We start from the raw sequence: 22,342 nt of genomic DNA on the forward strand, positions 1-22,342 counted from the left end.
CGGTGTGCCCAATCCTCAAACGAGCCGGGTTTTCGGTCCAAGTATCCTGAATCTCCGCGGCCCCTATAGCTCAGTTGGTAGAGCTACGGACTTTTAATCCGCAGGTCCTAGGTTCGAGTCCTAGTGGGGGCACCACACCGCGCATCGCCTGGCCGACCGCGCAGTTGATGTCGGCTCATCGGCCGAGCACTGCGCTGCAGTACGTCACATCGGCGAAAGCGGCGGCGACGTCGTCGTCGGCGTAGACGAAGCCGTTCGCCGCGTGCAGCTCCGCGACCGTTGTCGAGGAGGTCTGCCAGCCGCGCTCGTTCAGATGGTCGACGATGTGGCTGCGCTGGCCGTGATAGACGAGGTCGTTGAAGTCGATCTCGAAGCCGAGTTCGCTCATCCGGTCGTGGTGCGCACGCCACCGCGGGTCGGCGAAAACGGCAGTGTCGGGCACGAATTCAAAAGCGAGACGGCTGCCGGGGGCGCTCAGCGAGGTGACGTTGTCGAACAGCGCATCCTGCGCTTCGTCCGGCAGATAGACCACCAGGCCCTCGGCGCTCCACGCGGAGGGGGCCTGGGGGTCGAATCCCGCGGCCTGCAAGGCCGAGGCCCAATCGTCGCGCAGATCGATGGCGACCGTGCGCCGTTCGGCGGTCGGCTCGGCACCCAGATCGCTCAGCGTCAGGGTCTTGAATTCGATGACCTCCGGCATGTCGACCTCGTAGACGATGGTCCCGGCCGGCCAGGGCAGCCGGTAGGCGCGGGAATCCAGGCCCGACGCGAGGATCACCACCTGGCCGATCCCGCTGCGGGTAGCATCCAGAAAGAACTGGTCGTAGAAGCGGGTTCGGCAGGCCATCCCCTGCGCCATCCGCTGCGGATCGAACTCCGCGTTCCCGCCGGCCGCGATTTCGCCGTTCACCAGCCGGACGTAGACGTCGATCCCGACGGCCCGCACCAGCGGGGCGGCGTACGGGTCGTCTATCAACTTTGCGTCGGAGGACAGCGCCCGCTGGGCGGCCACCATGGTCGCCGTCGCCCCGACGCTGGTCGCCAGGTCCCAACGATCACGTTCGCTGCGCGCCATGCTGGCTCCTTCAACCGGGTCCAAAAAAGATAGATAATCTAGTTAATATCACAGGATCGAATCCCAGCCGACGGGGCTACTCTCCGACGTATCTACTGCCGTTCGCCGCCGGAGGACCCGTGACCGACTTCGCTCATCGAACGATCGAACTGGCTCGTCGCAACGTGGCCGACGGCGGCCGGCCGTTCGCCACGGTGATCGTCAAGGACGGCCAGGTGCTCGCCGAGAGCGCCAACCAGGTGGCTCAGACGAGCGATCCCACCGCCCACGCCGAAATCCTCGCCATCCGCGAGGCCTGTATGAAGCTGGGCACCGAGCACCTCGTCGACAGCACGATCTACGTGCTGGCCCACCCGTGCCCGATGTGCCTGGGCTCGCTGTATTACTGCTCGCCCCGGGAGGTCGTGTTCCTGACCACCCGCGACAGCTACGAGCAGTACTACGCCGATGACCGCAAGTACTTCGAGTTGTCCACGTTCTACGACGAATTCGCGAAGGACTGGGACGAGCGACGCCTGCCGATGCGGTATGACCCGCGCGAGGATGCGATAGAGGTCTACCGGCTGTGGAACGAGCGCAATGGCGGCCGGCGCCAGACGACGATCGTCCCGCCGGCCTGAGCCGCTTGGCAGGCCTGGCGCCTTTCGCTAGTATTTGCGTATGCATGCAGGTAATAGCAAAGGGCGTCTTCCCGACGACCAGGCGAGCCTGGTAGTCGAGGTCTTCCGGATGCTGGCCGATGCCACCCGCGTGCAGGTGCTCTGGTCGTTGACCGATCACGAGATGTCGGTCAACGAACTCGCCGAGCACGTGGGCAAGCCGGCGCCCTCGGTTTCCCAGCACCTCGCGAAATTGCGGATGGCACGTCTGGTCCGCACCCGCCGGGAGGGCACCACGATCTTCTACAGCCTGGAGAACGAGCACGTCCGCCAGCTCGTCATCGACGCCGTATTCAATGCCGAGCACGCCGGCCCCGGGGTCCCCGGTCACCACCGCGGCGACAGCGGGTTAAAGGCAGTAGCCGAATCGTCGCCCACACCGAACCGACAACGCGGCAGCAGCCGCTGAGTGAGCCGGAAGCACAACCCATTCCACGCAAGGACGCATCACCGATGAGCGACGAGCACACCCACGACGCGCCCCACGCGCACGAGCACCAGCACGGCGACGTGACGCACGCCCACCCGCACACGTCCCACGAGCATGACCACGTGGAGCACGAGCACTCCCACGCGCACGCCGACGGGACGGAACACACCCATCGGCACGTGCACCAGGCCGGGCTGGAGGATGTCCACGGTCACGCCCACGCCTAGCGCGGGCGGCCGCCGAGGCGTTTAAGACACCATCGGGCAGTAGTGCTTGGGGTCCCCACGTTCCTCAATCGGCGGCAGGTTGCGCGCCGGGGTTTGCACCAGCGGGGTATCGATGGGGATTCGCCCGGTGGCGCGGTCCAGGCCGGCACGCGCCCGCGGGTGCTTACGGAATCTGCTCGGCACCACGGCGAAGACCGCACGGACGAGGTCGCCGAAGCGGCGGTGCATCCACTCGTCGCGTCGCGACCACCGGTAGCCCATCAGTTCCCGCACTGGGGGGTCATACAGGCCGACGGTCAGCCAGACGAAGAAGGGGGCCATCAGTTTGCGCTGCACGGCCCACAGGGGGTCCGGAATCCATTGCGCGAAAGGCGGTTTGGGCAACTCGCTGAGATCGAGCACGGCGCGGGCCGCCTCATTGCTCTCCAGCACGTTGCGGCACATGTGGTCCCAGTAGGCCTGGAACTCCTCCCACGAGTTCGGCACGGGGCGCATGCTCATGCCGTACATGCGATACCACTCGACGTGTTCGTCGAACAGTTGACGCTTCTGCGCCTCGGTGATCCCGCCGCAGAACCGTTCGGCCACGTGAATGGTGCCCATAAAGAAGGTGGAGTGCGCCCAGTAGAAGACGTCGGGGTTCAGGGCGTGGTAGCGGCGGCCCTGGTCGTCGACGCCCTTGATGTCGGTGTGGTAGTCGCGGACTTCGGCGCCGGTGACCGGGGCGCGCTCACCGTCGAAGACGACTCCCCCGATGGGATACAACGAGCGCAGCAGGCGCGGCCACCGCTCGCGGAAGAAGGTGGAGTGGTCGAGGACCGCCGCGCCCAGTTGGGGGTGCATGTTCTGCATCGATCCGGCCCACGGCCCCTGCAGCATGCCCCGCCAGTCCCCGAAATACCGCCAGGTCAGGGAATCGGGCCCCAGCGGCGCGGGCGGCGCTTCGTAGCCCAGCGGCGATACGGGACAGCCGCTCGCGGCGCCGTTGGGTCCGGCGGATATCGACTGCTCAGCGGTGGCGGGGCCGTCGCTGCGCACTGCGTCGCTGGTCAGGGGGCGCGATGCGGACGTATCTTGAGTCACTATTGGATTCCTGTAGGTATCTGAATTTTTGACTACAGCCGTTGTCATTTTTCAGCTTAGGAGCGATGTGCAGACGGGTCAACGACGGGGCCGCTGGACCGGTGTCCCCTTGGAGAGTCGCCTCGCGCTTCGCCGTGACAACCTGATCAGCGCCGGCGTGCAGTTGCTCGGCGGCTCCGGGGGGCCGGCACTGACCGTGCGCGCGGTGTGCCGCAAGGCCGCATTGACCGAGCGCTACTTCTACGAAAGCTTCGCCGACCGTGACGAATTCGTGCGCGCGGTCTATGACGATGTCTGCACGCGGGCGATGAACACCCTGACGTCGGCGACGACCCCGCGTGAGGCCGTCGAACGCTTCGTCGAGCTGATGGTGGATGACCCGGTCCGCGGGCGGGTGCTGTTGCTGGCCCCGGCGGTGGAGCCGGTGCTGGTCCGGTCGGGCGCGGAATGGATGCCCAACTTCATCGACTTGCTGCAGCGCAAGCTGTCCCGGATCGGCGATCCGGTGTTGCAGAAAATGATCGCCACCAGCCTGGTCGGCGGCTTGTCGAGCCTGTTCACCGCCTACCTGCACGGGCAACTCGGGTCGACCCGCAAGCAGTTCATCGACTACTGCATCAACATGCTCTACATCACCGCGGCGCCGTACGTCCCCGCCGGTGAGCTCGGCAAGTCGCAGTAGCGGGTTTTCATTTGGGCCGCATCGGCAAGCCGTAAGACTGGGCTCGATCGCGATGTCAAACCGTTATCAGCCACGCCCGGCGGGGAACTTGCTGCTACTGAAGTACACAGATATATTGACTGCTACCCATCGACACAGATAACTGGAGGCGCTATGTCAGCCGAGCTGACAAACCTACAGCTGTTGCACGAACTTCAGCCGGCCGTCGAGAAGTACCTGAACCGGCACGAGAGCATGCACAAGAACTGGAACCCGCACGACTACATCCCGTGGTCGGACGGCAAGAACTTCTATGCGCTCGGTGGGCAGGACTGGGAGCCGGGCCAGTCCCAGCTGACTGACGTCGCCCAGGTGGCGATGGTGCAGAACCTGATGACCGAGGACAACCTGCCGTCCTATCACCGCGAGATCGCGATGAACTTCAGCATGGACGGCCCGTGGGGCCAGTGGGTCAACCGGTGGACCGCCGAGGAGAACCGGCACGGGATCGCGCTGCGCGACTACCTGGTGGTCACGCGCGCCGTCGACCCGATCGAGTTGGAGAAGCTGCGCATGGAGGTGGTGAACCGCGGCTTCAGCCCGGGCCAGAACCACCAGGTTCGCGAAGACCTCTTCGCCGAGAGCCTGTTCGACTCCGTCACCTACGTCACGTTCCAGGAGCTCGCCACCCGGATCTCGCACCGCAACACCGGAAAAGCCTGCAACGAGACGATCGCCGACCAGTTGTTGGCCAAGATCTCGGCCGACGAGAACCTGCACATGATCTTCTACCGCGACGTCACCGAGGCCGGGTTCGAGATCGCGCCCAACCAGGCGATGAAGTCGCTGCACAAGGTGCTGCGCAACTTCCAGATGCCCGGCTACCAGGTGCCCGAGTTTCGGCGCAAGGCCGTGATGATCGCCGTCGGCGGCGTGTACGACCCGCGCATCCACCTCGACGAGGTCGTCATGCCCGTGCTGAGGAAATGGCGCATCTTCGAGCGCGAGGACTTCACCGGCGAAGCCGCCGCATTGCGCGACGACCTCGCCTTGCTGATCAAGGAACTCGAGACGACCTGCGACAAGTTCGAGGTCTCCAAGCGGCGCCAGCTCGAGCGAGAAGCCCGCACCGGCAAGAGGACCACCGCGGCCGAACTGCACCAGACCGCGGGCACGCTGACCATGAGCCGGCGGTAACCAAGCGGTGCGCATCGGTTCCATCGCGCTCGCCAGCCCGGTGGTCCTGGCACCGATGGCGGGCGTCACCAACATCGCTTTCCGGACGCTGTGCCGTGAACTGGAGCAATCCAAGGTCGGCACCGTCAGCGGCCTGTATGTCTGCGAGATGGTGACCGCCCGTGCGCTCGTTGAGCGGCATCCGGTCACCATGCACATGACCACGTTCGCCCCCGACGAGTCGCCACGCTCGCTGCAGCTCTACACCGTCGACCCCGCGGCCACCTACGCGGCCGCCAAGATGATCGCCGACGAAGGGCTGGCCGATCACATCGACATGAATTTCGGCTGCCCGGTGCCCAAGGTGACCAAGCGCGGCGGCGGCTCGGCGCTGCCCTACAAGCGCCGGCTCTTCGGCCAGATCGTCGCCGCAGCCGTGCGCGCCACCGAGGGCACCCAGATACCGGTGACGGTCAAGTTCCGCATCGGCATCGACGACGAGCACCACACGCACCTCGATGCCGGACGCATCGCCGAAGGCGAGGGCGCCGCAGCGGTCGCACTGCACGCCCGGACGGCGGCGCAGCGCTACTCCGGCACCGCCGACTGGGACGAGATCGCCCGCCTCAAGCAGCATGTGCGCACGATCCCGGTGCTCGGCAACGGCGACATCTACGACGCAAGTGACGCGCTGACGATGATGGCCGCCACCGGGTGCGACGGCGTGGTCATCGGCCGCGGCTGCCTGGGCCGGCCCTGGCTTTTCGCCGAGCTGTCGGCGGCTTTCACCGGCAGCCCGCCACCCACGCCGCCCACGCTGGGCGAGGTCGCCGACATCGTCCGCCGCCACGGCCAGCTGCTGGCCGCCCACTTCGGCGAGGACAAGGGCATGCGCGACATCCGCAAGCACATCGCCTGGTACCTGCATGGCTTTCCCGCCGGCTCCGAGCTGCGCCGAGCGCTGGCGATGGTCAAGACGCTCGACGAGCTGGACCGCCTCCTCGACCGGTTGGACGCCGGCGTGCCCTTCCCGGATGAGGCGAGCGGGCCCCGGGGCCGGCAGGGTTCACCCGCCCGGGTCGTGCTCCCGGAAGGCTGGCTGGACGACCCCGACGACTGCACCGTGCCGGCCGGCGCCGACGTCATGCACTCCGGCGGCTGAGTCCACCAGCTCGAAATCGCTTCCGGAGCGATAACTCAGTACGATGTGGGCTTTGTTGCAAGCGCTTGGATGGCGGATGAGTTTCGCGCCGCCGCACGGGCGCAACGAAAACGGATGGCACGAGCCGCCGCGCCGACGACAGCGGCGCTGCGCTGCCACGACGCACGGACACGCTGACGTCTGCGTCAGAGCTTCGGAGGCCGGTAGGACATGAGTGACGGCGAGCGCGACGCCACTCGTAACGGTCGGCACGCACCGGGCGAGGCTCACGCCCAACCGATCCCCACGGGCCCGTCGCCGAGCTTGGGCGCTGCCCCCTGGGAGCGATTCTTCGAACCACCGCCCGACGACAACATCCACCGATGGCAACCGGAAGCGGCCATCGAGCCCGCCCCGCCGCAGGAAGAGGAACACACCGGAAGCCACGCCGGGGGCGGGGTCAGCGTCGCCGATCTGATCGCCAAGATCGGCGCCCCCGACCGGCCCATCCACCGGCGCGCCGCCCCGGAGGTCGAGCCACCCGAGCCCGAGCCGCCCGAGCCCGAATTTTCTGAACCCGGCCCCGAGGCCTTCCAGCCCGGGCCCGAGCCGCCGCTCGCGCTGCAGCAAACAGAGGTGATCGACGAGCTCGCTTACTCGTTCGACGCGGTCTCCGAGCTTCGCGAGCTCATGGCCGCCGACTACCCCAACGACGACGAGCCCGACGAGCGGCCTTCCGACGCCGTCGACGCCTCCCCCGAGGAGCCCAAACGCCGCCGCCCGATGCTGCTGGCAGGCCGCTCGGTAGCGGCGCTGGCCGCCGTGCTGGCCCTGGTGATGACCGGCGGGGCCTGGCAGTGGAGCACGTCGAAGAACGCCCGGCTCAACACGATCAACGCGCTCGACCCGCACTCGGACGACATCCGCGACGCGAACGGACAGTACGGCGACGAGGACTTCTTGATCGTCGGTCTCGACTCGCGCGCCGGCGACAACGCCAACATGGGCGCCGGCGACACCGACGACGCCGACGGCGCCCGTTCGGACACCGTGATGCTGGTCAACATCCCGGCCAACCGCAAACGCGTGGTGGCGGTGTCCTTCCCGCGCGACCTGGCGATCACCCCGATGCAATGCGAGGCCTGGAACCCCAGCACCGGCAAGTACGGCCCGCTCTACGACGCGAAGACGCGGACGTGGGGACCGAAGATGGTCTACACCGAGACCAAACTGAACTCGGCGTTCGCCTTCGGCGGTCCGAAGTGTCTGGTGAAGGAAATCCAGAAGCTGTCCGGTTTGAGCATCAACCGCTTCATCGCCGTCGACTTCTCCGGGTTCGCGAAAATGGTCGATGCCCTCGGCGGCGTCGAGGTGTGCTCGAGCACCTCGCTGCACGACTACGAGCTGGGCACCGTGCTGGAACACAGCGGGCGCCAAATGCTCGACGGTTCCACCGCATTGAATTACGTGCGGGCCCGCCAGGTCACCACGGAACTCAACGGGGACTACGGGCGTATCAAACGCCAGCAGCTGTTCTTGTCGTCGCTGCTGAGGTCGTTGATCTCGGCGGACACGCTGCTTGACCTCAACAAACTCAACAACGTCGTCAACATGTTCATCAGCGACACCGTCGTCGACAACGTGAAGTCCAAGGACCTGGTGCAGCTCGGTCAGTCGTTGCAGGGGATGGCGGCCGGCCACGTCACGTTCGTGACGGTGCCGACCGGCGTCACCGACCAGAACGGCGACGAACCGCCGCGCATGTCCGACATGCGGGCGCTGTTCGACGCCATCATCAACGACGACCCGCTGCCGGAGGAAAACGACCAGAACGCAAAGAATTTGAGCGCCTCGTCCGCCTCGGGCACGACGACGGGCGCGTCGAAGGCCCCCACCACCAGGAAACCGTCCCCCACGCCCGAGGCTCAACACCAACAGGTCACGACGACCTCGCCCGGCGGTGTGACCGTGCGGGTTTCCAACGCCACCACGCAGACCGGCCTGGCGGCGACCGCGACCACCCAGCTCAAACGGGACGGCTTCAACGTGATGGCGCCCGACGATTACCCGAGTTCGGTGACCGCGACGACGGTGCTGTTCTCGCCCGGCAACGAAGAGGCCGCGGCCACCGTGGCGTCCTCGTTCGCCAACGCCAAGGTCCAGCGGGTTTCCGGCTACGGGCAGGTCGTACAGGTGGTGCTGGGCCCGGATTTCAAGTCGGTCACCGCTCCCTCACCGAGCGGCTCGTCGATGAGTTTGCAGATCGAACGCGGCTCGAGCAACGCACCGGCCAAGCTTCCCGAGGACCTGACCGTCACCAACGCGGCCGACACCACCTGCGAATAAGCCGTTTTGACGGCGCTCCGCGGCCTGTCGCGGACGCGGGGAACGTATCCTTGACGACATGCGAACCGCCTACCACGAGCAACTCTCGGAGTTATCCGAGCGGCTCGGCGAGATGTGCGGCTTGGCAGGAATCGCCATGGAGCGGGCCACCCAAGCCCTGCTCCAAGCCGACTTGGTGCTGGCCGAGCAAGTGATCTCCGACCACGAAGCGATCGCCGCGATGAGTGCGCGCGCCGAGGAAAGCGCCTTTGTGCTGCTGGCCTTGCAGGCGCCGGTGGCCGGTGATCTGCGGTCGATCGTGAGCGCCATTCAGATGGTGGCGGACATCGACCGCATGGGTGCGCTGGCGTTGCACGTCGCCAAAATCGCCCGGCGGCGGCATCCCCAGCACGCCCTGCCCGAAGAGGTCAACGGCTACTTCGCCGAAATGGGCAGCATCGCAGTCGAATTGGGTAACAGCGCCCAAGAAGTGGTGTTGTCGCGCGACCCGGAGAAGGCGGCCCGGATCCGCGAAGAAGACGACGCGATGGACGATCTGCACCGGCACCTGTTCTCGGTGCTGATGGACCGGGAATGGAAGCACGGCGTGGCGGCGGCCGTCGACGTGACGTTGCTGGGCCGCTTCTACGAGCGTTTCGCCGACCACGCCGTCGAGGTGGCCAGGCGCGTCATTTTCCAGGCGACCGGCAGACTGCCCGAGGAAGAGGCGAAACCGCCGTCCAGCTAGCCGAAACGGCCCGAGATGTAGTCCTCGGTCGCCTTTTGATTCGGGTTGGAAAAGATCTTCTCGGTGTCGTCGACCTCGATCAGCCGCCCCGGTTTCCCGACGGCTTCCAGGTTGAAAAACGCGGTGTAGTCGCTGACCCGGGCCGCCTGCTGCATATTGTGGGTGACGATGACGATCGTGTAGTCCTGCTTCAGCTCGCTGATCAGCTCCTCGATGGCCATCGTCGAGATCGGGTCCAGCGCCGAGCACGGCTCGTCCATGAGCAGCACGTCGGGCTGCACGGCGATGGCCCTGGCGATGCACAGCCGCTGCTGCTGCCCGCCGGACAGACCACCACCGGGCCGGTCCAACCGATCCTTGACCTCGTCCCACAGGTTCGCGCCGCGCAGCGAGTATTCGGCCGTCTCATCGAGCACCTTGCGATTGCGCACCCCTTGCAGCTTCAGGCCGGCCACCACGTTGTCGCGAATTGACATGGCGGGGAACGGGTTCGGACGCTGGAACACCATCCCGATGGCCCGGCGCACACCGACCGGGTCGACACCGGCGCCGTAGATGTCCTCGTCGTCGAGCAGCACGCTGCCCTCGACGCGCCCGCCGGGCACCACCTCATGCATGCGGTTGAGGGTGCGCAGCACCGTCGTCTTGCCGCACCCCGACGGGCCGATGAACGCGGTGACACTGCGCGGCAACACCGTCAGCGTCACCTCCGCGACGGCGTGAAACGACCCGTAGTAGATGTTGACGCCCTTGAGGTCCAACCGTTTGGCCACTACTGCTCCTGCCTATGACTTTCTGGCGCCAAGGAATTTCGCTATCACTCGAGCCACGATATTGATCGCGGCGATCACCAGGATGAGGGTTAACGCGGCACCCCACAACCGATCCGTGGGGATGGGGTTGAGGCCCGCGCCGACCGACGTCTGGTTGTACATCATGCCTGGCAGCGTCCCCATGAAGTCGCTGAAGATGTTGAAGTTCATCGATTGCGCATAGCCGACGAGGATCAACAGCGGCGCCGTCTCCCCCATCACCCGTGCCATCGCCAGCAAGATCCCGGTGACGATGCCGGACAGCCCGGTGGGAATGACCACCCGGACGATGGTCTTCCACTTGGTGATGCCCAGGGCGTAGCTGGCCTCGCGCAGATCCACCGGAACCACCCGCAGCATTTCCTCGGTCGCCCGCACGATCACCGGCAGCATCAGCAACACCAGCGCCAGCGATACCGCGAACTCCGAGCGGGGCAGGCCCAGCGTGGCCACACACAACGCGTAGACGAACAACGCCGCCACGATCGAGGGCACCCCGCTCAGGATGTCCACCATGAACGAGGCCAACCGGCCCAGCGCAGTGCCGCCGCCGTATTCGACCAGATAGATCGCGACCATCAGACCGATCGGAATGGAGATGGCGGCGCACACCAATCCCTGCAGCACGGTGCCGACCAGCGCATGGTAGGCGCCGCCGCCGGTCACGAAGGCCGTCATCCCGGCTTGCGAGTGCGACCACCAGACGGTGGAGGTGATCGCCCTGACTCCCTTGACGGTCACCGACCACAGCACCATCACCAGCGGCGCCACGGCCACCAGCAATGCCAGCGAAACCAGTACGGTCGCAACACGATTCGCGGTACGGCGGCGCCGGGACAGCGGTGAGAACGTCCGCGACTTGAGCGGGCGGTCCAGCATCGACGTCATCGCGCGGCCTTTCGGCCGGCCCCGGCGACGGCGCCCCGGGCCAGGGCGTCGACGAGGAAGGTGAGCGCGAAGAGTGTCAGGCCCGCGGCGATGTAGGCGCCCGACTTGAACCGGTCGTCGAACTCGGCCGCGGCGCCCGCGATCTTGGTGGCGAAGGTGGAGCCGCCGTCGAACAGCGACCAGCCGAACGCCGACTGGGTGCCCCGCAAGATGATCAGCAGCGCGACCGTTTCGCCCAGCGCGCGACCCAGCCCCAGCATCCCGCCGCTGATGTAGCCGGACCGCCCGAACGGCAGGGTGACGGTCTTGACCACTTCCCATCGGGTGGCGCCCAGCGCCAGCGCGGCTTCGATCTGGTCCTGCGGTGTCTGGACGAAGACCTCGCGGGTGACGGCGGTGACGATCGGCAGGATCATCACCGCCAAGACGATGCCGCCGGTGAAGATGGTGCCGCCGCCGGCGGCCGACGCGTTGCCGTCGGCGAACAGAAAGCACCAGCCCACGGAACGGTTGAGCCAGGTGGCGATGGGCCGCAGTTGCGGCGCCAACACATAAAGGCCCCAGGCGCCGTAGATGATCGAGGGAACCGCGGCCAGCAGATCGACCGCGTAGGCCAGCGGCGTCGCCACGCGCCGCGGCGCGTACTGGGTGATGAAGAGGGCGACGCCCAGCGCGACGGGCATGGCCAAGGTCAACGCGAACAGCGACACGAACACGGTCACCGGCAACAGGCTGGCGATCCCGAAGTGCATCGCCGACGGGTCGGTGGTGACCCAGTTACCGCCGTAGCTGAAGAAGTTCTCGCGGTTGCGCTGCAACGCCGGTGCCGCGCGCCCGATCAGGAAGACGGCGATCGCGGCGATCACGACGATGATCAGCACGCCCGAGGTCTGCGCGAGCCGCCGGAATATCCGGTCTCCCACATGTGGTCGGGCCTCGCCCCACGGGCTGGTGGGTGTCGTCGGCGACTCGGGAATGGACGTGGCGAGGACCGCGCCCGCGCCCGAGTCGATTGGGTTTGGCCCCGAAAACTCCGTCACTGCGATCTCACCTGGTCACTGCAGCGCATCGATGGCGGCGACCAGTCGTTCCTTGACCTTATCGGGCAGCGGAATGTAACCGGCCGAGGAAAGTTCGGCCTGCCCGCTGGTGGCGGCGATGGAGAGGAACGATTTGATTGCCCCGGCGGTCTCGGCGTCGTAGCCCTTGGAGCAGACGATCTCGTAGGTCACGAGCACCAGCGGATAGACGCCCGGCTCCTGCGAGCCGTACATGGCGTTGAGGTCGAGCAACAGGTCGTTTCCCTCGCCGAGGAATTTGGCCGCCTTGATGGCGTTTCCGGCCGTGTCGTTGGTAAGCGGGACCACCCCGCCGCGGGTGGCGATTTTGGCGTAGGACATGCGCGCCTGGTCGGCGAAGCCCTTCTGGACGTATCCGATGGCGCCCGGAATGGTCTGGACCGCCTGGATGACCCCGGACGACTTCGCCGCGCCCTCGCCGACGCCGCCCTGGAATTCCGTACCGACCCCTTTGGCCCAGCTCTGCGGGGCGGCGGCGGTCAGATACTTCTGCACGTTGTCGGTGGTTCCCGACGAGTCGGACCGGTAGATCGGCGTGATCCTCGTGTCGGGCAGGGCCACACCCGGGTTGAGCCCGACGAGGATGGGGTCGTTCCACGTGGTGATCTTGCCGGTGAAAATTTTGGCCACCGCGTCACTGCTGACCACCAGGGCCGGATTCCCCGGCAGGTTGTAGGCGAGCGCGATCGGGCCGAACACCAGGGGCAGGTCCCACGCCGGGTTCCCGCCGCACCGGCTTGCGGCCGGTCCGATCTGTTCGGCGACCAAAGGAGAGTCGGCCCCCGCGAAGTCCACGTGCCCGGCGATGAACTGCTCGCGACCGGCGCCCGACCCGGTCGGGTTGTAGGCCAGACCCTTGCCCGGGCAGTACTGGCCCCACACCTGGTTGAAGACGGTGATGGCGTTCGCTTGCGCGGTCGAGCCTTCCGCCGTCAGGTTGTTCTTGCCGCCACACCCCGCGGTGCCCGCGGGGGCGGTGACGCTGGGCGCCGCGGCTCCGGGACGGTTCTCGTCGCTGCCGCAGGCGGTCAGCGCCGCGACGCCGAGTGCCGTCGCCAGCGCCACCGCGGCCGCCGCCCTGCCCTGCCTGTCGAGCTTCACCGATCTCGCTTTCATGACACCGTTCAAGACGCATGTGGGCGCCGCTGGTCATCCCCTGCCAGGTTGCCCGTCGCGGCGAAAGTATGCGCCGCCCCGGCGCGCAGCAACGCCTCGGTAGCAAGGACCAGGTTAACGATCCGGCTCGATGCCCCGCGTACCCGCGGTCAGTTGGCCGCGGGTGTGACCGCGTATGCGGTGTCGACGCTGTAGGTGGTGAACCCCAAGCGCTGGTAGGTGCGCACGGCGGCGACGTTGTCCGACTCGACGTAGAGCATCACGGTGGGATCGGCGGTGTCGGCCAGGCGGCGGGCCAACCATTCGATGCCGACGGCGGTCAACGCCTGGCCCAGTCCGCGGCCCTGGGCCGACGGATCGACGCCCACGACGTACACCTCCCCCAAACCGGGCCGATCGAGGTGCACCTTCGTCCAGTGAAAACCCAGCAGCCTGCCGCCCTGATCGGCGGCGGAGTCATCGAACGCCAGAAATAAGCCGGCCGGGTCGAACCACGGTTCGTCGCGCCGCTCCGCCAGTTCGACGTCGGTCCAGCCGCCCTGCTCGGGGTGGTAGGCAAACGCGGCGTTGTTGACGCGCAGCAGCTCGGCGTCGTCGGCCGTGCCCGAATAGGTGCGGATCCGCACCCCGGGCACCGACGGCGCGGTGTCGGGGAGATCGCGCAGCGAGCGTCGCATCTGCATCAGTTCCCGCACGGGCGCCAGGCCCAGCGCGGACGCGGTCGCGCGGGCGGGCTCGAGCGTGCCGTGCGCCCAAAACCGGTTGCTCGCACCTGTTTTGGCCAACGCCGCGCGAATCAGCGTGGCCCCGATCCCGCGCCGACGCGCCCGTGGGTGCACGACGAGTTCGGCCATGGCCGTCTCACCCTCGCGGGCCGGGCTGAGATTGAGATAACCGATGATTGCGCCGGCGTCGTCCGAGGTGATCCGCAGGTGCTCGGTGCGGTCATGTCCGAGTTCGCGCAGTACCTGCTCGCCGACGGGCGCCACCCCATCGAATTCCGTTGCAGCACCGACAAGTTCGCGCACGCCCCGCTGTTCGTCGTCGGTCAGCGTCCGGCGCCAGTCGGGCGGGATCACTGAGTGTGCAAGGGATCGACCAACGGATCTTTGACGTCCTCGGAGTCGGATTCCGCACCGGATTCGCCGCCATCCGTGCCGTCGGGGTCGGACGAGTCGGTCGCCGGAGCGCGGCCGCGGGCCGGGCGGACCGCCTTGTAACCCACGTTGCGGACCGTGCCGATCAACGCCTCGTGCTCGGAACCGAGTTTGGCCCGCAGCCGACGCACGTGCACATCGACGGTGCGGGTGCCGCCGAAGAAGTCGTACCCCCACACCTCATGCAGCAGCTGCGCCCGCGTGAATACCCGCCCGGCGTGCTGAGCCAGGTACTTGAGCAACTCGAATTCCTTGTAGGTGAGATCGAGCGGGCGGCCACGCAGCCGGGCGGTGTAGGTGCCTTCGTCGATCACCAACTCGCCCAGGCTCACCTTGCCGGCGCTTTCCTGGTCCGCGAGCCCGCCGCGGCGGCCGACCACCAGCCGCAGCCTCGCGTCGATCTCGGCCGGCCCGGTGGTGGGCAGCAGGATCTCGTCGAGACCCCAGTCCGCGCTGATGGCCACCAGCCCGCCTTCGCTCACCACCGCCAACACGGGAACCGACCGGCCGGCGGTGCTCAGCAGGCGGCACAGCCCACGCGCGGACGACAAATCGGTGCGCGCATCCACGATCACGGCGTCCGCCGTCCCGGCCTCGAGCAGCGAAGCTGGTTCCGGCGGCGCCGTCCGCACGGGATGCGGAAGCAGCGACAACGAGGGCAGGACCGGATCGGGATGCAGCTCCGAGGTCAGCAGTAAAAGCTCCAACTAGTCCCTCCAGCTCGGGGGAACGGCATCTCCCAAATTCACAACGCCATCACGCGTTAGTTACCAGGTCATCTAACGATAACGTGTTACCTGGTTTTTTCGCGTGGCGGACGAGCCACTGTGAGCCCCGCCACGGGCGATCCGGCCCCGCCGGGGGTTACGCCACAATATGCGGGTGCGCAAGGTGCTGATTGCCGTGACCGCGACCGCGATCCTGCTGGCCGTGGTCGCCCTCGGCGCGATCGGAGTCGACTACGGCACCAGCATCTATGCCGAATACCGGCTGTCGGCCAGCGTGCGCAAGGCGGCCAACCTGGGCAGCGACCCGTTCGTGGCCATCGTGGCGTTTCCCTTCATTCCGCAGGCCATGCGCGGCAACTACGACCAGGTGGAGATCAAGGCCAACGCCGTCGAACACGCGATGACCGGCAAAGCCACCCTCGAGGCCACGATGTACTCGGTGGATCTCGCGCGTGCGTCGTGGCTGATCACGCGCGACGCGAAGCTCGCGGTGCACAAGCTGGAAAGCCGCATCATCATCGACTCGACCCACCTGGGCCGCTACCTGGGCATCAGCGACCTGATGGTCGAGGCCCCGCCCAAGGAAACCAACACTTCGACCGGCGGCGTCACCGCGTCGGGCATCTCCGACAGCCACGGGCTGGTGTTCACCGGCACGCCCAAATCCTCCGGCTTCGATCACCGCGTCAGCGTCTCGGTCGACCTGTCCATCGCCCCCGACGACCCGGCGACGTTGGTCTTCACCCCCACCGGCGTGCTGACCGGGCCGGACACCGCCGACCAGACCGTCCCGGCCGACAAGCACTACGCGGTGCTGCACGCCTTCGCGGGCAGGCTTCCCGATCAGCGGCTTCCCTTCGGCGTCGCGCCCACCACCGAGGGCGCGCGCGGCTCCGACGTCATCATCGAGGGCATCACCTATGGAGTAACGGTGTCCCTCGATGGGTTTAAACGGTCATGACGCACGCTGACGATGCCGCCGAACGCGGCGATGGCCAGGGGTGGCGCGCATGATGACGGTGATCGTGGTGACCGTCGCCGCGCTCGCCGTCGCGACGCTGCTCGGCTGGCTGTTGACCCGCCGCTCCGGCAGCATCCGGGAAATCGATCCCGGGCCGGATCGCGACCCCGCCGCCGACGTCGCAGCCCTGGGACTTTCCCGCGGCGGCCCGACCGTCGTGCATTTCAGCGCCCCGTGGTGCGGGCCGTGCGACCGGGTGCGCCGGGTCGTCACCCAGGTCTGCGACGACCTGGGCGACCCGGGATCTCCGATAGCCCACGTCGAGGTCGACCTGGACGCCAATCCCGAGACCGCGCGCCGTTATTCGGTGCTGTCCCTGCCCACCACGTTGATCTTCGACATCGACGGGCGGCAGCGCTACCGGACCTCGGGAGTGCCCAGCGCCGCCGACCTGCGGTCCGCCCTGAAACCGCTGTTGGCTTGACCACGGTGTCATTGGGTAAGCTGACCGACGTGTTAGCCCGCCTCGAGCCCATGCTCACCAAGCGCCGCGCAGTTGCGCTGTGCCGCACCGCGGGCTGTTGTTGTTGCTGTTGCTGCTGAGTAGCCGCGCCTTCGCGTAGCACTCGGAGCGGGCCCGGATCCCGACCGTGGCACCTCTCCAATCGTCATTTCCGTCAGCAACAGGGGTATTCGAGGAGTAACACCTTGCCGAGCAGCAACACCGCCACGCAGCCCGACCTCGTCGACGTGCGTGGACCACGATTTGCCGCGTGGGTGACCACCGGGGTCTTGATCCTGACGCTGGTCGTGTCGGCGGTCAGCCCGGCCGCCGCGGCGGCGATCCTTGCCATCCAGGCCGTCATCTTCGCCATCGGCGCCGTCGCCGGGCCCCGCCAGCACCCCTACGGCCGGATATTCGCCGCCGTCGTCGCGCCCCGGCTGGACCCGGTGCAGGACCGCGAACCCGCCGCGCCGCTGAAGTTCGCCCAACTCGTCGGCCTGATCTTCGCCGTGCTGGGTACGGCCGGTTTCGCCGCCGGTGCCGTCCTGGTCGGCGTCATCGCCACCGCGGCCGCCCTGGCGGCCGCGTTCCTCAACGCGGCCTTCGGAATCTGCCTGGGCTGCCAGCTCTACCCACTGGTGGCCCGCTTGCGAGGCGGCGCGCGCCCCACCTGACCTGCTGTAACCAAAAGTGATCGAAAGGACCCACTCCATGGCACGCTCCGACGTCCTGGTCTCGACCGACTGGGCTGAGAGCAATCTCGACGCGTCCGGCGTCGTCTTTGTCGAAGTCGACGAGGACACCAGCGCTTACGACGCCGGTCACATCCCCGGCGCGATCAAGCTGGACTGGCGCTCCGATTTGCAGGACCCGGTCAAGCGCGACTTCGTCGACGCCCAGCAGTTCTCGAAACTGCTCAGCGAGCGCGGCATCTCCAATGACGACACCGTGATCCTCTACGGCGGCAACAACAACTGGTTCGCCGCCTACGCGTACTGGTACTTCAAGCTGTACGGCCACGAGAAGGTCAAGCTGCTCGACGGCGGCCGCAAGAAGTGGGAGCTCGACGGCCGCGCACTGTCCAGCGATACCGTCAGCAGGCCCGCGACGTCGTACACGGCGGCCGCACCGGACAACAGCATCCGGGCGTTCCGCGACGACGTCATCGCGGCCATCAACGTCAAGAACCTGGTCGACGTGCGTTCCCCCGACGAGTTTTCCGGCAAGATCCTGGCGCCCGCGCATTTGCCGCAGGAACAAAGCCAGCGGCCCGGCCACATCCCGGGCGCCATCAACGTGCCTTGGAGCAAGGCCGCCAACGAGGACGGCACCTTCAAGTCCGACGAGGAGCTGGCCGAGCTGTACGCCGCGGCCGGCCTGGACGGCGACAAAGAAACGATCGCCTACTGCCGCATCGGCGAGCGGTCGTCGCACACCTGGTTCGTTCTCTACGAATTGCTCGGGCACAGGAATGTCAAGAACTACGACGGCAGTTGGACGGAATACGGTTCCCTGGTGGGGGCCCCGATCGAGTTGGGAAGCTGATATGTGCTCTGCACCGAAGCAAGGACTGACGTTGCCCGCCAGCGTCGACCTGGAAAAGGAAACGGTGATCACCGGCCGCGTCGTGGACGGCGATGGCCAGGCAGTGGGTGGCGCGTTCGTCCGCTTGCTGGACTCGTCGGACGAGTTCACCGCCGAGGTGGTGGCCTCGGCCACCGGTGACTTCCGGTTCTTCGCCGCTCCCGGATCCTGGACGCTGCGCGCACTGTCGGCGGCCGGCAACGGGAACGCCGTCGTGACGCCGTCGGGCGCCGGCATCCACGAGGTCGACGTCAAGATCGCCTGATCGGCCAGCTGCCCGCGACTGTGCCGCGACGGGACGAATAGACTTGTCCCCGTGGTGCTGTTCTTCGAGATCATGCTGGTTGTGGCGGTTGTGGTGATTTCATGGTTCGCCCTCTACACCCTCTACCGGCTCATCACTGACGAGTCGTGACGCGCGCCGGCGACGATCCAGAGCGCAGCGATGGGGAGGAGCGGCGCACATGACCCCCGCCGGCGACGATCCAGAGCGCAGCGATGGGGAGGAGCGGCGCACATGACCCCCGCCGGCGACGATCCAGAGCGCAGCGATGGGGAGGAGCGGCGCACATGACCCCCGCCGGCGACGATCCAGAGCGCAGCGATGGGGAGGAGCGACCATGACCTCCGACGAACCGTTGAGTGCGGCTAGTTCCGGCGACCGGGCGGTGGCCGCCGCCGCTGAGCGCGCCAAGGTGACCGCCGGCCGCAACATCCCGTCCTTCGATGACCTGCCCCTGCCCGCCGACACCGCCAACCTGCGCGAGGGCGCGAATCTCAATGACGCGCTGCTGGCGTTGCTGCCGCTGGTCGGCGTGTGGCGCGGCGAAGGCGAGGGCCGCGGCCACGACGGCGACTACCGGTTCGGCCAGCAGATCGTGGTCTCTCACGACGGCGGCGACTATCTCAACTGGGAATCGCGCTCCTGGCGGCTGAGCGCGACGGGCGATTACCAGGAGCGCGATCTGCGTGAGACCGGTTTCTGGCGCTTCGTCAACGATCCCGACGACCCCAGCGAATCCCAGGCGATCGAGCTGCTGTTGGCCCATTCGGCGGGCTATGTCGAACTGTTCTACGGGCGCCCGCGCACCCAGTCGTCGTGGGAGCTGGTGACCGATGCGCTGGCCCGCAGCAGATCCGGCGTGCTGGTCGGCGGCGCCAAACGGCTCTACGGCATCGTCGAGGGCGGCGATCTGGCCTATGTCGAGGAGCGGGTCGACGCCGACGGCGGCCTGGTGCCGCATCTTTCGGCGCGGTTGTCCCGGTTCGCCGGCTAGCAGCTCGGTAGCGGCCGCCGACATGGAGCGGCCCCCGAGCCGTGTTCCAGGTCGGACAAAACCGGAAGCTCGGGGGCCGGGTGACTGCGGGGAATTCGCCAGCGCATCTGTATCGCCGGCTCTTCCGAGCCGATGCAGCTAGCGCGCAGCCACCTCACATGTCCATGAAGCTATCAATTTCTCGGACCACCTCCTTCCTTGTGTACGGCCGACCGTACCCGCGAATCGCAGAGGCGACAACAGGATTCAGCGCTCAGCGATCGCTGACGATGGCGGCGTCGACCAATTCGGCGAAGTCCGCCGCCATCGGCGACCGCGGCAGCGGCAATCCGTTGAGGGTATGCACCCGGGCGGCCAACGTCATGCTCGAGATCAGCCAAACACCTTGCGCAGCAACCAGATCCGCGACGCGCAGCGCCCGGTAATCGCAGTCGTACCCCTTGGCCCGGGCCACCTCGAACAGGGCCTGCTGGGTGGTGCCGCGCAGAATCGGATACCACGGCGGGGGCGTCAGCAGGCACGGCGTGCCCTCGGGTGCATCGGAGTCGGTGGCGATCACCACGGTCGAGCGTGGGCCCTCCAGGATGTAACCGTCCGTGCTGACGAAGATGACGTCACCGGCATCCTGGCGGGCGGCGTGGCGCAGGGCGGCCATGTTCACCGCGTAGGACAGCGTCTTGGCGCCGGCCAGCAGCCACGGCATCGCGTCGACGCCCGTGGCGGGCAGGCCGCGATCGAGGGTGATGGCCGCCAGTCCGTCGCGTCGGACCGCCGTGACGCGTTCGGGAACGCCGTTGACCATGACGTAGGCCGTCGGCGTCGAACCGCCCTCCCGGCCACGGCTGTAGATCAGCCGCATCGCGCCTTCGTCCGCGGTGCCCGCGCACCACCGCCGCGTGGCCGCCTCGATCGCACTACGCCAGCGCGGCAGATCCGGGGCGGGCAGATCGGTCAGCACGGCCGACTGGGTCAGCCGCTGCAGATGCGATTCGATCAGACAGGCCCGGCCGTCGCGCACCAACAGCGTCTCGAAGACGCCGTCGCCGCGCACCGCCGCCAGGTCGTCGGCGTGCAACAGCGGCGCGTCCGGCGAATGGATTTCGCCGTCCAGCGTGACGATCACACCGTTGGGGCCAGCCATGGTGGAGAAGCCTATCGGCTCACCGCTCCCGGGCCGAATGTGAAGCCGGCCGCACAGTCGTCGACGAACGTGCGGCGGGCTGCACACTCGTTGGGCGCACACTCGACGGCCGTAGAGTTGACGTGTGAGCCACCCCGTCCCCGCACCCGATTCCGGACCCGACGCCGGCGCCGTCTGGCATTACGGTGACCCGCTGGGCGAGCAGCGCGCGGCCGAAACCGACGCGGTCGTGGTCGACCGCTCCCACCGCGGTGTGCTCACCTTGACCGGCAACGATCGCCAGACGTGGTTGCACAGCATTTCGACGCAGCACGTCAGCAACCTTCCCGAGGGCGCCAGCACGCAGAATCTGAGCCTGGACGGTCAGGGCCGCGTCGAGGACCACTGGATCCAGACCGAGCTCGGGGGCACCACCTACCTCGACACCGAACCGTGGCGCGCCGAGCCGCTTTTGGAATACCTGCGCAAGATGGTGTTCTGGTCCGAGGTCACTCCGAGCGACGCCGATCTGGCCGTGCTCTCGTTGCTGGGCCCGCGGTTGGCCGACCAAACGATGCTCGACGCGCTCGGAGTGGATGCGCTGCCCGCCGAGCTGTCCGCGGTTCCCCTCGACGGCGGGTTCGTGCGACGGATGCCCGGCACGCCGGCCGGGTCGGTCGAACTGGACCTGGTGGTTCCGCGCGGCGACGCCGGTGACTGGCGAAACCGGTTGTCGCAGGCCGGGGTGCGGCCCGGCGGCGTGTGGGCCTACGAAGCCCACCGGGTCGCGGCAGTGCGGCCACGGCTCGGCGTCGACACCGATGAACGCACGATCCCGCACGAGGTGGGGTGGATCGGCGGCCCCGGCGAGGGCGCCGTCCATCTGGACAAAGGCTGTTACCGCGGGCAAGAGACCGTCGCGCGGGTGCACAACCTGGGCAGGCCGCCCCGGATGCTGGTGTTGCTGCACCTGGACGGCTCGGTGGAACGGCCGTCGACGGGCGACCCGGTGCTGGCCGGCGGACGTGCCGTCGGCCGGCTCGGCACCGTGGTCGATCACGTCGACCTCGGACCGATCGCGCTGGCGCTGCTCAAGCGCGGGCTGCCCGCCGAGACGGAATTGGCGACCGGTCCGGAGGCCGCGGTCGCCGCCGTGATCGACGTCGATTCCCTGCCTCCCACCGAACAGATCGGCGCCGGGCGACTGGCCGTTGAACGGTTGCGGGGCGGTGCGGGATAATGAACGGTAACGTCCGCCACAGCGAGCAGGGGGCACCGACGCCCACTGGCGGGGCACGGTAAACTGTTGGCAGGACAATACGACACCAGGAGATCGGAGCCGCCTACTCGTTAGGCCGCTCCGTTATTGCGCGAGGGGGTTCCCCCATGGGCCGCGGCCGGGCTAAGGCAAAGCAGACCAAGGTTGCTCGAGAACTCAAATACAGTTCTCCGCAGACCGACTTCCAGCGGCTTCAGCAAGAGCTGTCCGGGACTGGCTCCGACGAGCCCACCGAACTGGACACCGACGGCGCCGACGGATCCTGGGACGACCAGGACAGCTGGCGGCGCTAGAACCAACGCCTCGGCGCC

25 protein-coding genes and 1 tRNA gene are annotated in these 22,342 nt (G+C 67.4%); 17 read left to right on the plus strand and 9 right to left on the minus strand.

Annotation, left to right across the window (positions count from 1 at the left end):
• Positions 1-59: 59 nt before the first annotated feature.
• Positions 60-135: transfer RNA gene (locus tag QGN30_RS24745), tRNA-Lys, on the plus strand.
• Positions 136-175: 40 nt separating this feature from the next.
• Here QGN30_RS24745 and QGN30_RS24750 read toward each other — a convergent pair.
• A complete protein-coding gene (locus QGN30_RS24750; protein WP_326565954.1) occupies positions 176-1,075 on the minus strand; it encodes a class I SAM-dependent methyltransferase in 900 nt (299 codons plus the stop codon).
• 119 nt (positions 1,076-1,194) lie between these two features.
• Between QGN30_RS24750 and QGN30_RS24755 the strand changes: the two genes are divergently transcribed.
• From QGN30_RS24755 to QGN30_RS24765, 3 genes are read left to right on the plus strand one after another with little or no spacing between them, the layout of a single operon-like run.
• Complete coding sequence (locus QGN30_RS24755; RefSeq protein ID WP_248923385.1) at positions 1,195-1,695, plus strand: nucleoside deaminase; 501 nt, start codon at positions 1,195-1,197, stop codon at positions 1,693-1,695.
• Between the two features lie 40 nt (positions 1,696-1,735).
• Positions 1,736-2,143, plus strand: a complete 408-nt coding sequence (locus QGN30_RS24760; RefSeq protein WP_083014797.1) for an ArsR/SmtB family transcription factor — start codon at positions 1,736-1,738, stop codon at positions 2,141-2,143.
• Positions 2,144-2,187: 44 nt separating this feature from the next.
• The gene (locus QGN30_RS24765) at positions 2,188-2,391 is read left to right on the plus strand and encodes a zinc transporter Slc39a7 (RefSeq protein WP_082991537.1); all 204 of its coding nucleotides are present in this window, start codon (positions 2,188-2,190) and stop codon (positions 2,389-2,391) included.
• Positions 2,392-2,412: 21 nt separating this feature from the next.
• Here QGN30_RS24765 and QGN30_RS24770 read toward each other — a convergent pair whose 3' ends face one another.
• Positions 2,413-3,474, minus strand: a complete 1,062-nt coding sequence (locus tag QGN30_RS24770) for an oxygenase MpaB family protein (RefSeq protein ID WP_326565960.1) — start codon at positions 3,472-3,474, stop codon at positions 2,413-2,415.
• A gap of 67 nt (positions 3,475-3,541) precedes the next feature.
• Here QGN30_RS24770 and QGN30_RS24775 point away from each other — a divergent pair, with 67 nt between their 5' ends.
• From QGN30_RS24775 to phoU, 5 genes are all read left to right on the plus strand, one after another.
• Positions 3,542-4,156 carry a TetR/AcrR family transcriptional regulator gene (locus tag QGN30_RS24775; RefSeq protein ID WP_095576516.1) on the plus strand — a complete coding sequence of 205 codons (615 nt, stop codon included), beginning with the start codon at positions 3,542-3,544 and terminating at the stop codon, positions 4,154-4,156.
• Between the two features lie 153 nt (positions 4,157-4,309).
• A complete protein-coding gene (locus QGN30_RS24780) occupies positions 4,310-5,332 on the plus strand; it encodes an acyl-ACP desaturase (RefSeq protein WP_067174588.1) in 1,023 nt (340 codons plus the stop codon).
• A gap of 55 nt (positions 5,333-5,387) precedes the next feature.
• Positions 5,388-6,473, plus strand: coding sequence for a tRNA dihydrouridine synthase DusB (gene dusB, locus QGN30_RS24785; protein WP_326567448.1), 1,086 nt, complete (start codon positions 5,388-5,390; stop codon positions 6,471-6,473).
• Positions 6,474-6,683: 210 nt separating this feature from the next.
• Positions 6,684-8,798 carry an LCP family protein gene (locus tag QGN30_RS24790; protein ID WP_326565964.1) on the plus strand — a complete coding sequence of 705 codons (2,115 nt, stop codon included), beginning with the start codon at positions 6,684-6,686 and terminating at the stop codon, positions 8,796-8,798.
• A gap of 58 nt (positions 8,799-8,856) precedes the next feature.
• Positions 8,857-9,525 (plus strand): phosphate signaling complex protein PhoU, encoded by a 669-nt coding sequence (gene phoU / locus QGN30_RS24795; protein ID WP_008263921.1) that lies wholly within the window; start codon positions 8,857-8,859, stop codon positions 9,523-9,525.
• Here the strand turns inward: phoU and pstB are convergent.
• The 6 genes from pstB to QGN30_RS24825 form a co-directional block, all read right to left on the minus strand.
• Positions 9,522-10,298, minus strand: a complete 777-nt coding sequence (pstB, locus tag QGN30_RS24800; RefSeq protein ID WP_008263919.1) for a phosphate ABC transporter ATP-binding protein PstB — start codon at positions 10,296-10,298, stop codon at positions 9,522-9,524. The two genes, phoU and pstB, sit on opposite strands and share 4 nt — an antisense overlap.
• A 12-nt stretch (positions 10,299-10,310) precedes the next feature.
• Complete coding sequence (gene pstA, locus QGN30_RS24805) at positions 10,311-11,225, minus strand: phosphate ABC transporter permease PstA (RefSeq protein WP_014379105.1); 915 nt, start codon at positions 11,223-11,225, stop codon at positions 10,311-10,313.
• The gene (gene pstC, locus QGN30_RS24810; protein ID WP_020188694.1) at positions 11,222-12,265 is read right to left on the minus strand and encodes a phosphate ABC transporter permease subunit PstC; all 1,044 of its coding nucleotides are present in this window, start codon (positions 12,263-12,265) and stop codon (positions 11,222-11,224) included. The genes pstA and pstC overlap by 4 nt, the downstream gene beginning before the upstream one ends.
• Positions 12,266-12,280: 15 nt before the next feature.
• Positions 12,281-13,405 carry a phosphate ABC transporter substrate-binding protein PstS gene (gene pstS, locus QGN30_RS24815; RefSeq protein WP_038538407.1) on the minus strand — a complete coding sequence of 375 codons (1,125 nt, stop codon included), beginning with the start codon at positions 13,403-13,405 and terminating at the stop codon, positions 12,281-12,283.
• 164 nt (positions 13,406-13,569) lie between these two features.
• Positions 13,570-14,499: a mycothiol synthase gene (gene mshD / locus QGN30_RS24820; protein WP_248923383.1), complete on the minus strand. Its 930-nt coding sequence runs from the start codon at positions 14,497-14,499 to the stop codon at positions 13,570-13,572.
• Positions 14,496-15,284: a winged helix-turn-helix transcriptional regulator gene (locus QGN30_RS24825; protein WP_014379102.1), complete on the minus strand. Its 789-nt coding sequence runs from the start codon at positions 15,282-15,284 to the stop codon at positions 14,496-14,498. Before QGN30_RS24825 ends, mshD begins: the two co-directional genes overlap by 4 nt.
• Positions 15,285-15,453: 169 nt before the next feature.
• Between QGN30_RS24825 and lmeA the strand changes: the two genes are divergently transcribed.
• The 6 genes from lmeA to QGN30_RS24855 all read left to right on the plus strand — a co-directional run bounded on the left by lmeA (position 15,454) and on the right by QGN30_RS24855 (position 19,632).
• Positions 15,454-16,266, plus strand: coding sequence for a mannan chain length control protein LmeA (gene lmeA / locus QGN30_RS24830; RefSeq protein WP_009955016.1), 813 nt, complete (start codon positions 15,454-15,456; stop codon positions 16,264-16,266).
• Between the two features lie 49 nt (positions 16,267-16,315).
• Positions 16,316-16,750 (plus strand): thioredoxin family protein, encoded by a 435-nt coding sequence (locus tag QGN30_RS24835; RefSeq protein ID WP_009955017.1) that lies wholly within the window; start codon positions 16,316-16,318, stop codon positions 16,748-16,750.
• A gap of 224 nt (positions 16,751-16,974) precedes the next feature.
• Positions 16,975-17,445 (plus strand): DUF4395 domain-containing protein, encoded by a 471-nt coding sequence (locus tag QGN30_RS24840; RefSeq protein WP_009955018.1) that lies wholly within the window; start codon positions 16,975-16,977, stop codon positions 17,443-17,445.
• A 37-nt stretch (positions 17,446-17,482) separates the two neighbouring features.
• Complete coding sequence (locus QGN30_RS24845) at positions 17,483-18,316, plus strand: sulfurtransferase (RefSeq protein WP_008263910.1); 834 nt, start codon at positions 17,483-17,485, stop codon at positions 18,314-18,316.
• 1 nt (position 18,317) lies between these two features.
• Positions 18,318-18,620, plus strand: a complete 303-nt coding sequence (locus QGN30_RS24850) for a DUF1416 domain-containing protein (protein WP_008263909.1) — start codon at positions 18,318-18,320, stop codon at positions 18,618-18,620.
• A 355-nt stretch (positions 18,621-18,975) separates the two neighbouring features.
• The gene (locus QGN30_RS24855; RefSeq protein WP_008263908.1) at positions 18,976-19,632 is read left to right on the plus strand and encodes an FABP family protein; all 657 of its coding nucleotides are present in this window, start codon (positions 18,976-18,978) and stop codon (positions 19,630-19,632) included.
• A 253-nt stretch (positions 19,633-19,885) separates the two neighbouring features.
• Here the strand turns inward: QGN30_RS24855 and QGN30_RS24860 are convergent, their stop codons facing one another.
• A complete protein-coding gene (locus QGN30_RS24860; RefSeq protein ID WP_014383803.1) occupies positions 19,886-20,755 on the minus strand; it encodes an aminodeoxychorismate lyase in 870 nt (289 codons plus the stop codon).
• Positions 20,756-20,897: 142 nt separating this feature from the next.
• Between QGN30_RS24860 and ygfZ the strand changes: the two genes are divergently transcribed.
• Both ygfZ and QGN30_RS24870 read left to right on the plus strand, forming a co-directional pair.
• A complete protein-coding gene (gene ygfZ / locus QGN30_RS24865; protein ID WP_225330802.1) occupies positions 20,898-21,992 on the plus strand; it encodes a CAF17-like 4Fe-4S cluster assembly/insertion protein YgfZ in 1,095 nt (364 codons plus the stop codon).
• A 146-nt stretch (positions 21,993-22,138) separates the two neighbouring features.
• On the plus strand, positions 22,139-22,324 hold the full coding sequence (locus QGN30_RS24870; protein WP_008263905.1) for a DUF3073 domain-containing protein: 186 nt from the start codon (positions 22,139-22,141) through the stop codon (positions 22,322-22,324).
• Positions 22,325-22,342: the final 18 nt, after the last annotated feature.

The organism is Mycobacterium sp. 3-98, from assembly GCF_035918355.1.
Taxonomy (GTDB): domain Bacteria; phylum Actinomycetota; class Actinomycetes; order Mycobacteriales; family Mycobacteriaceae; genus Mycobacterium; species Mycobacterium intracellulare.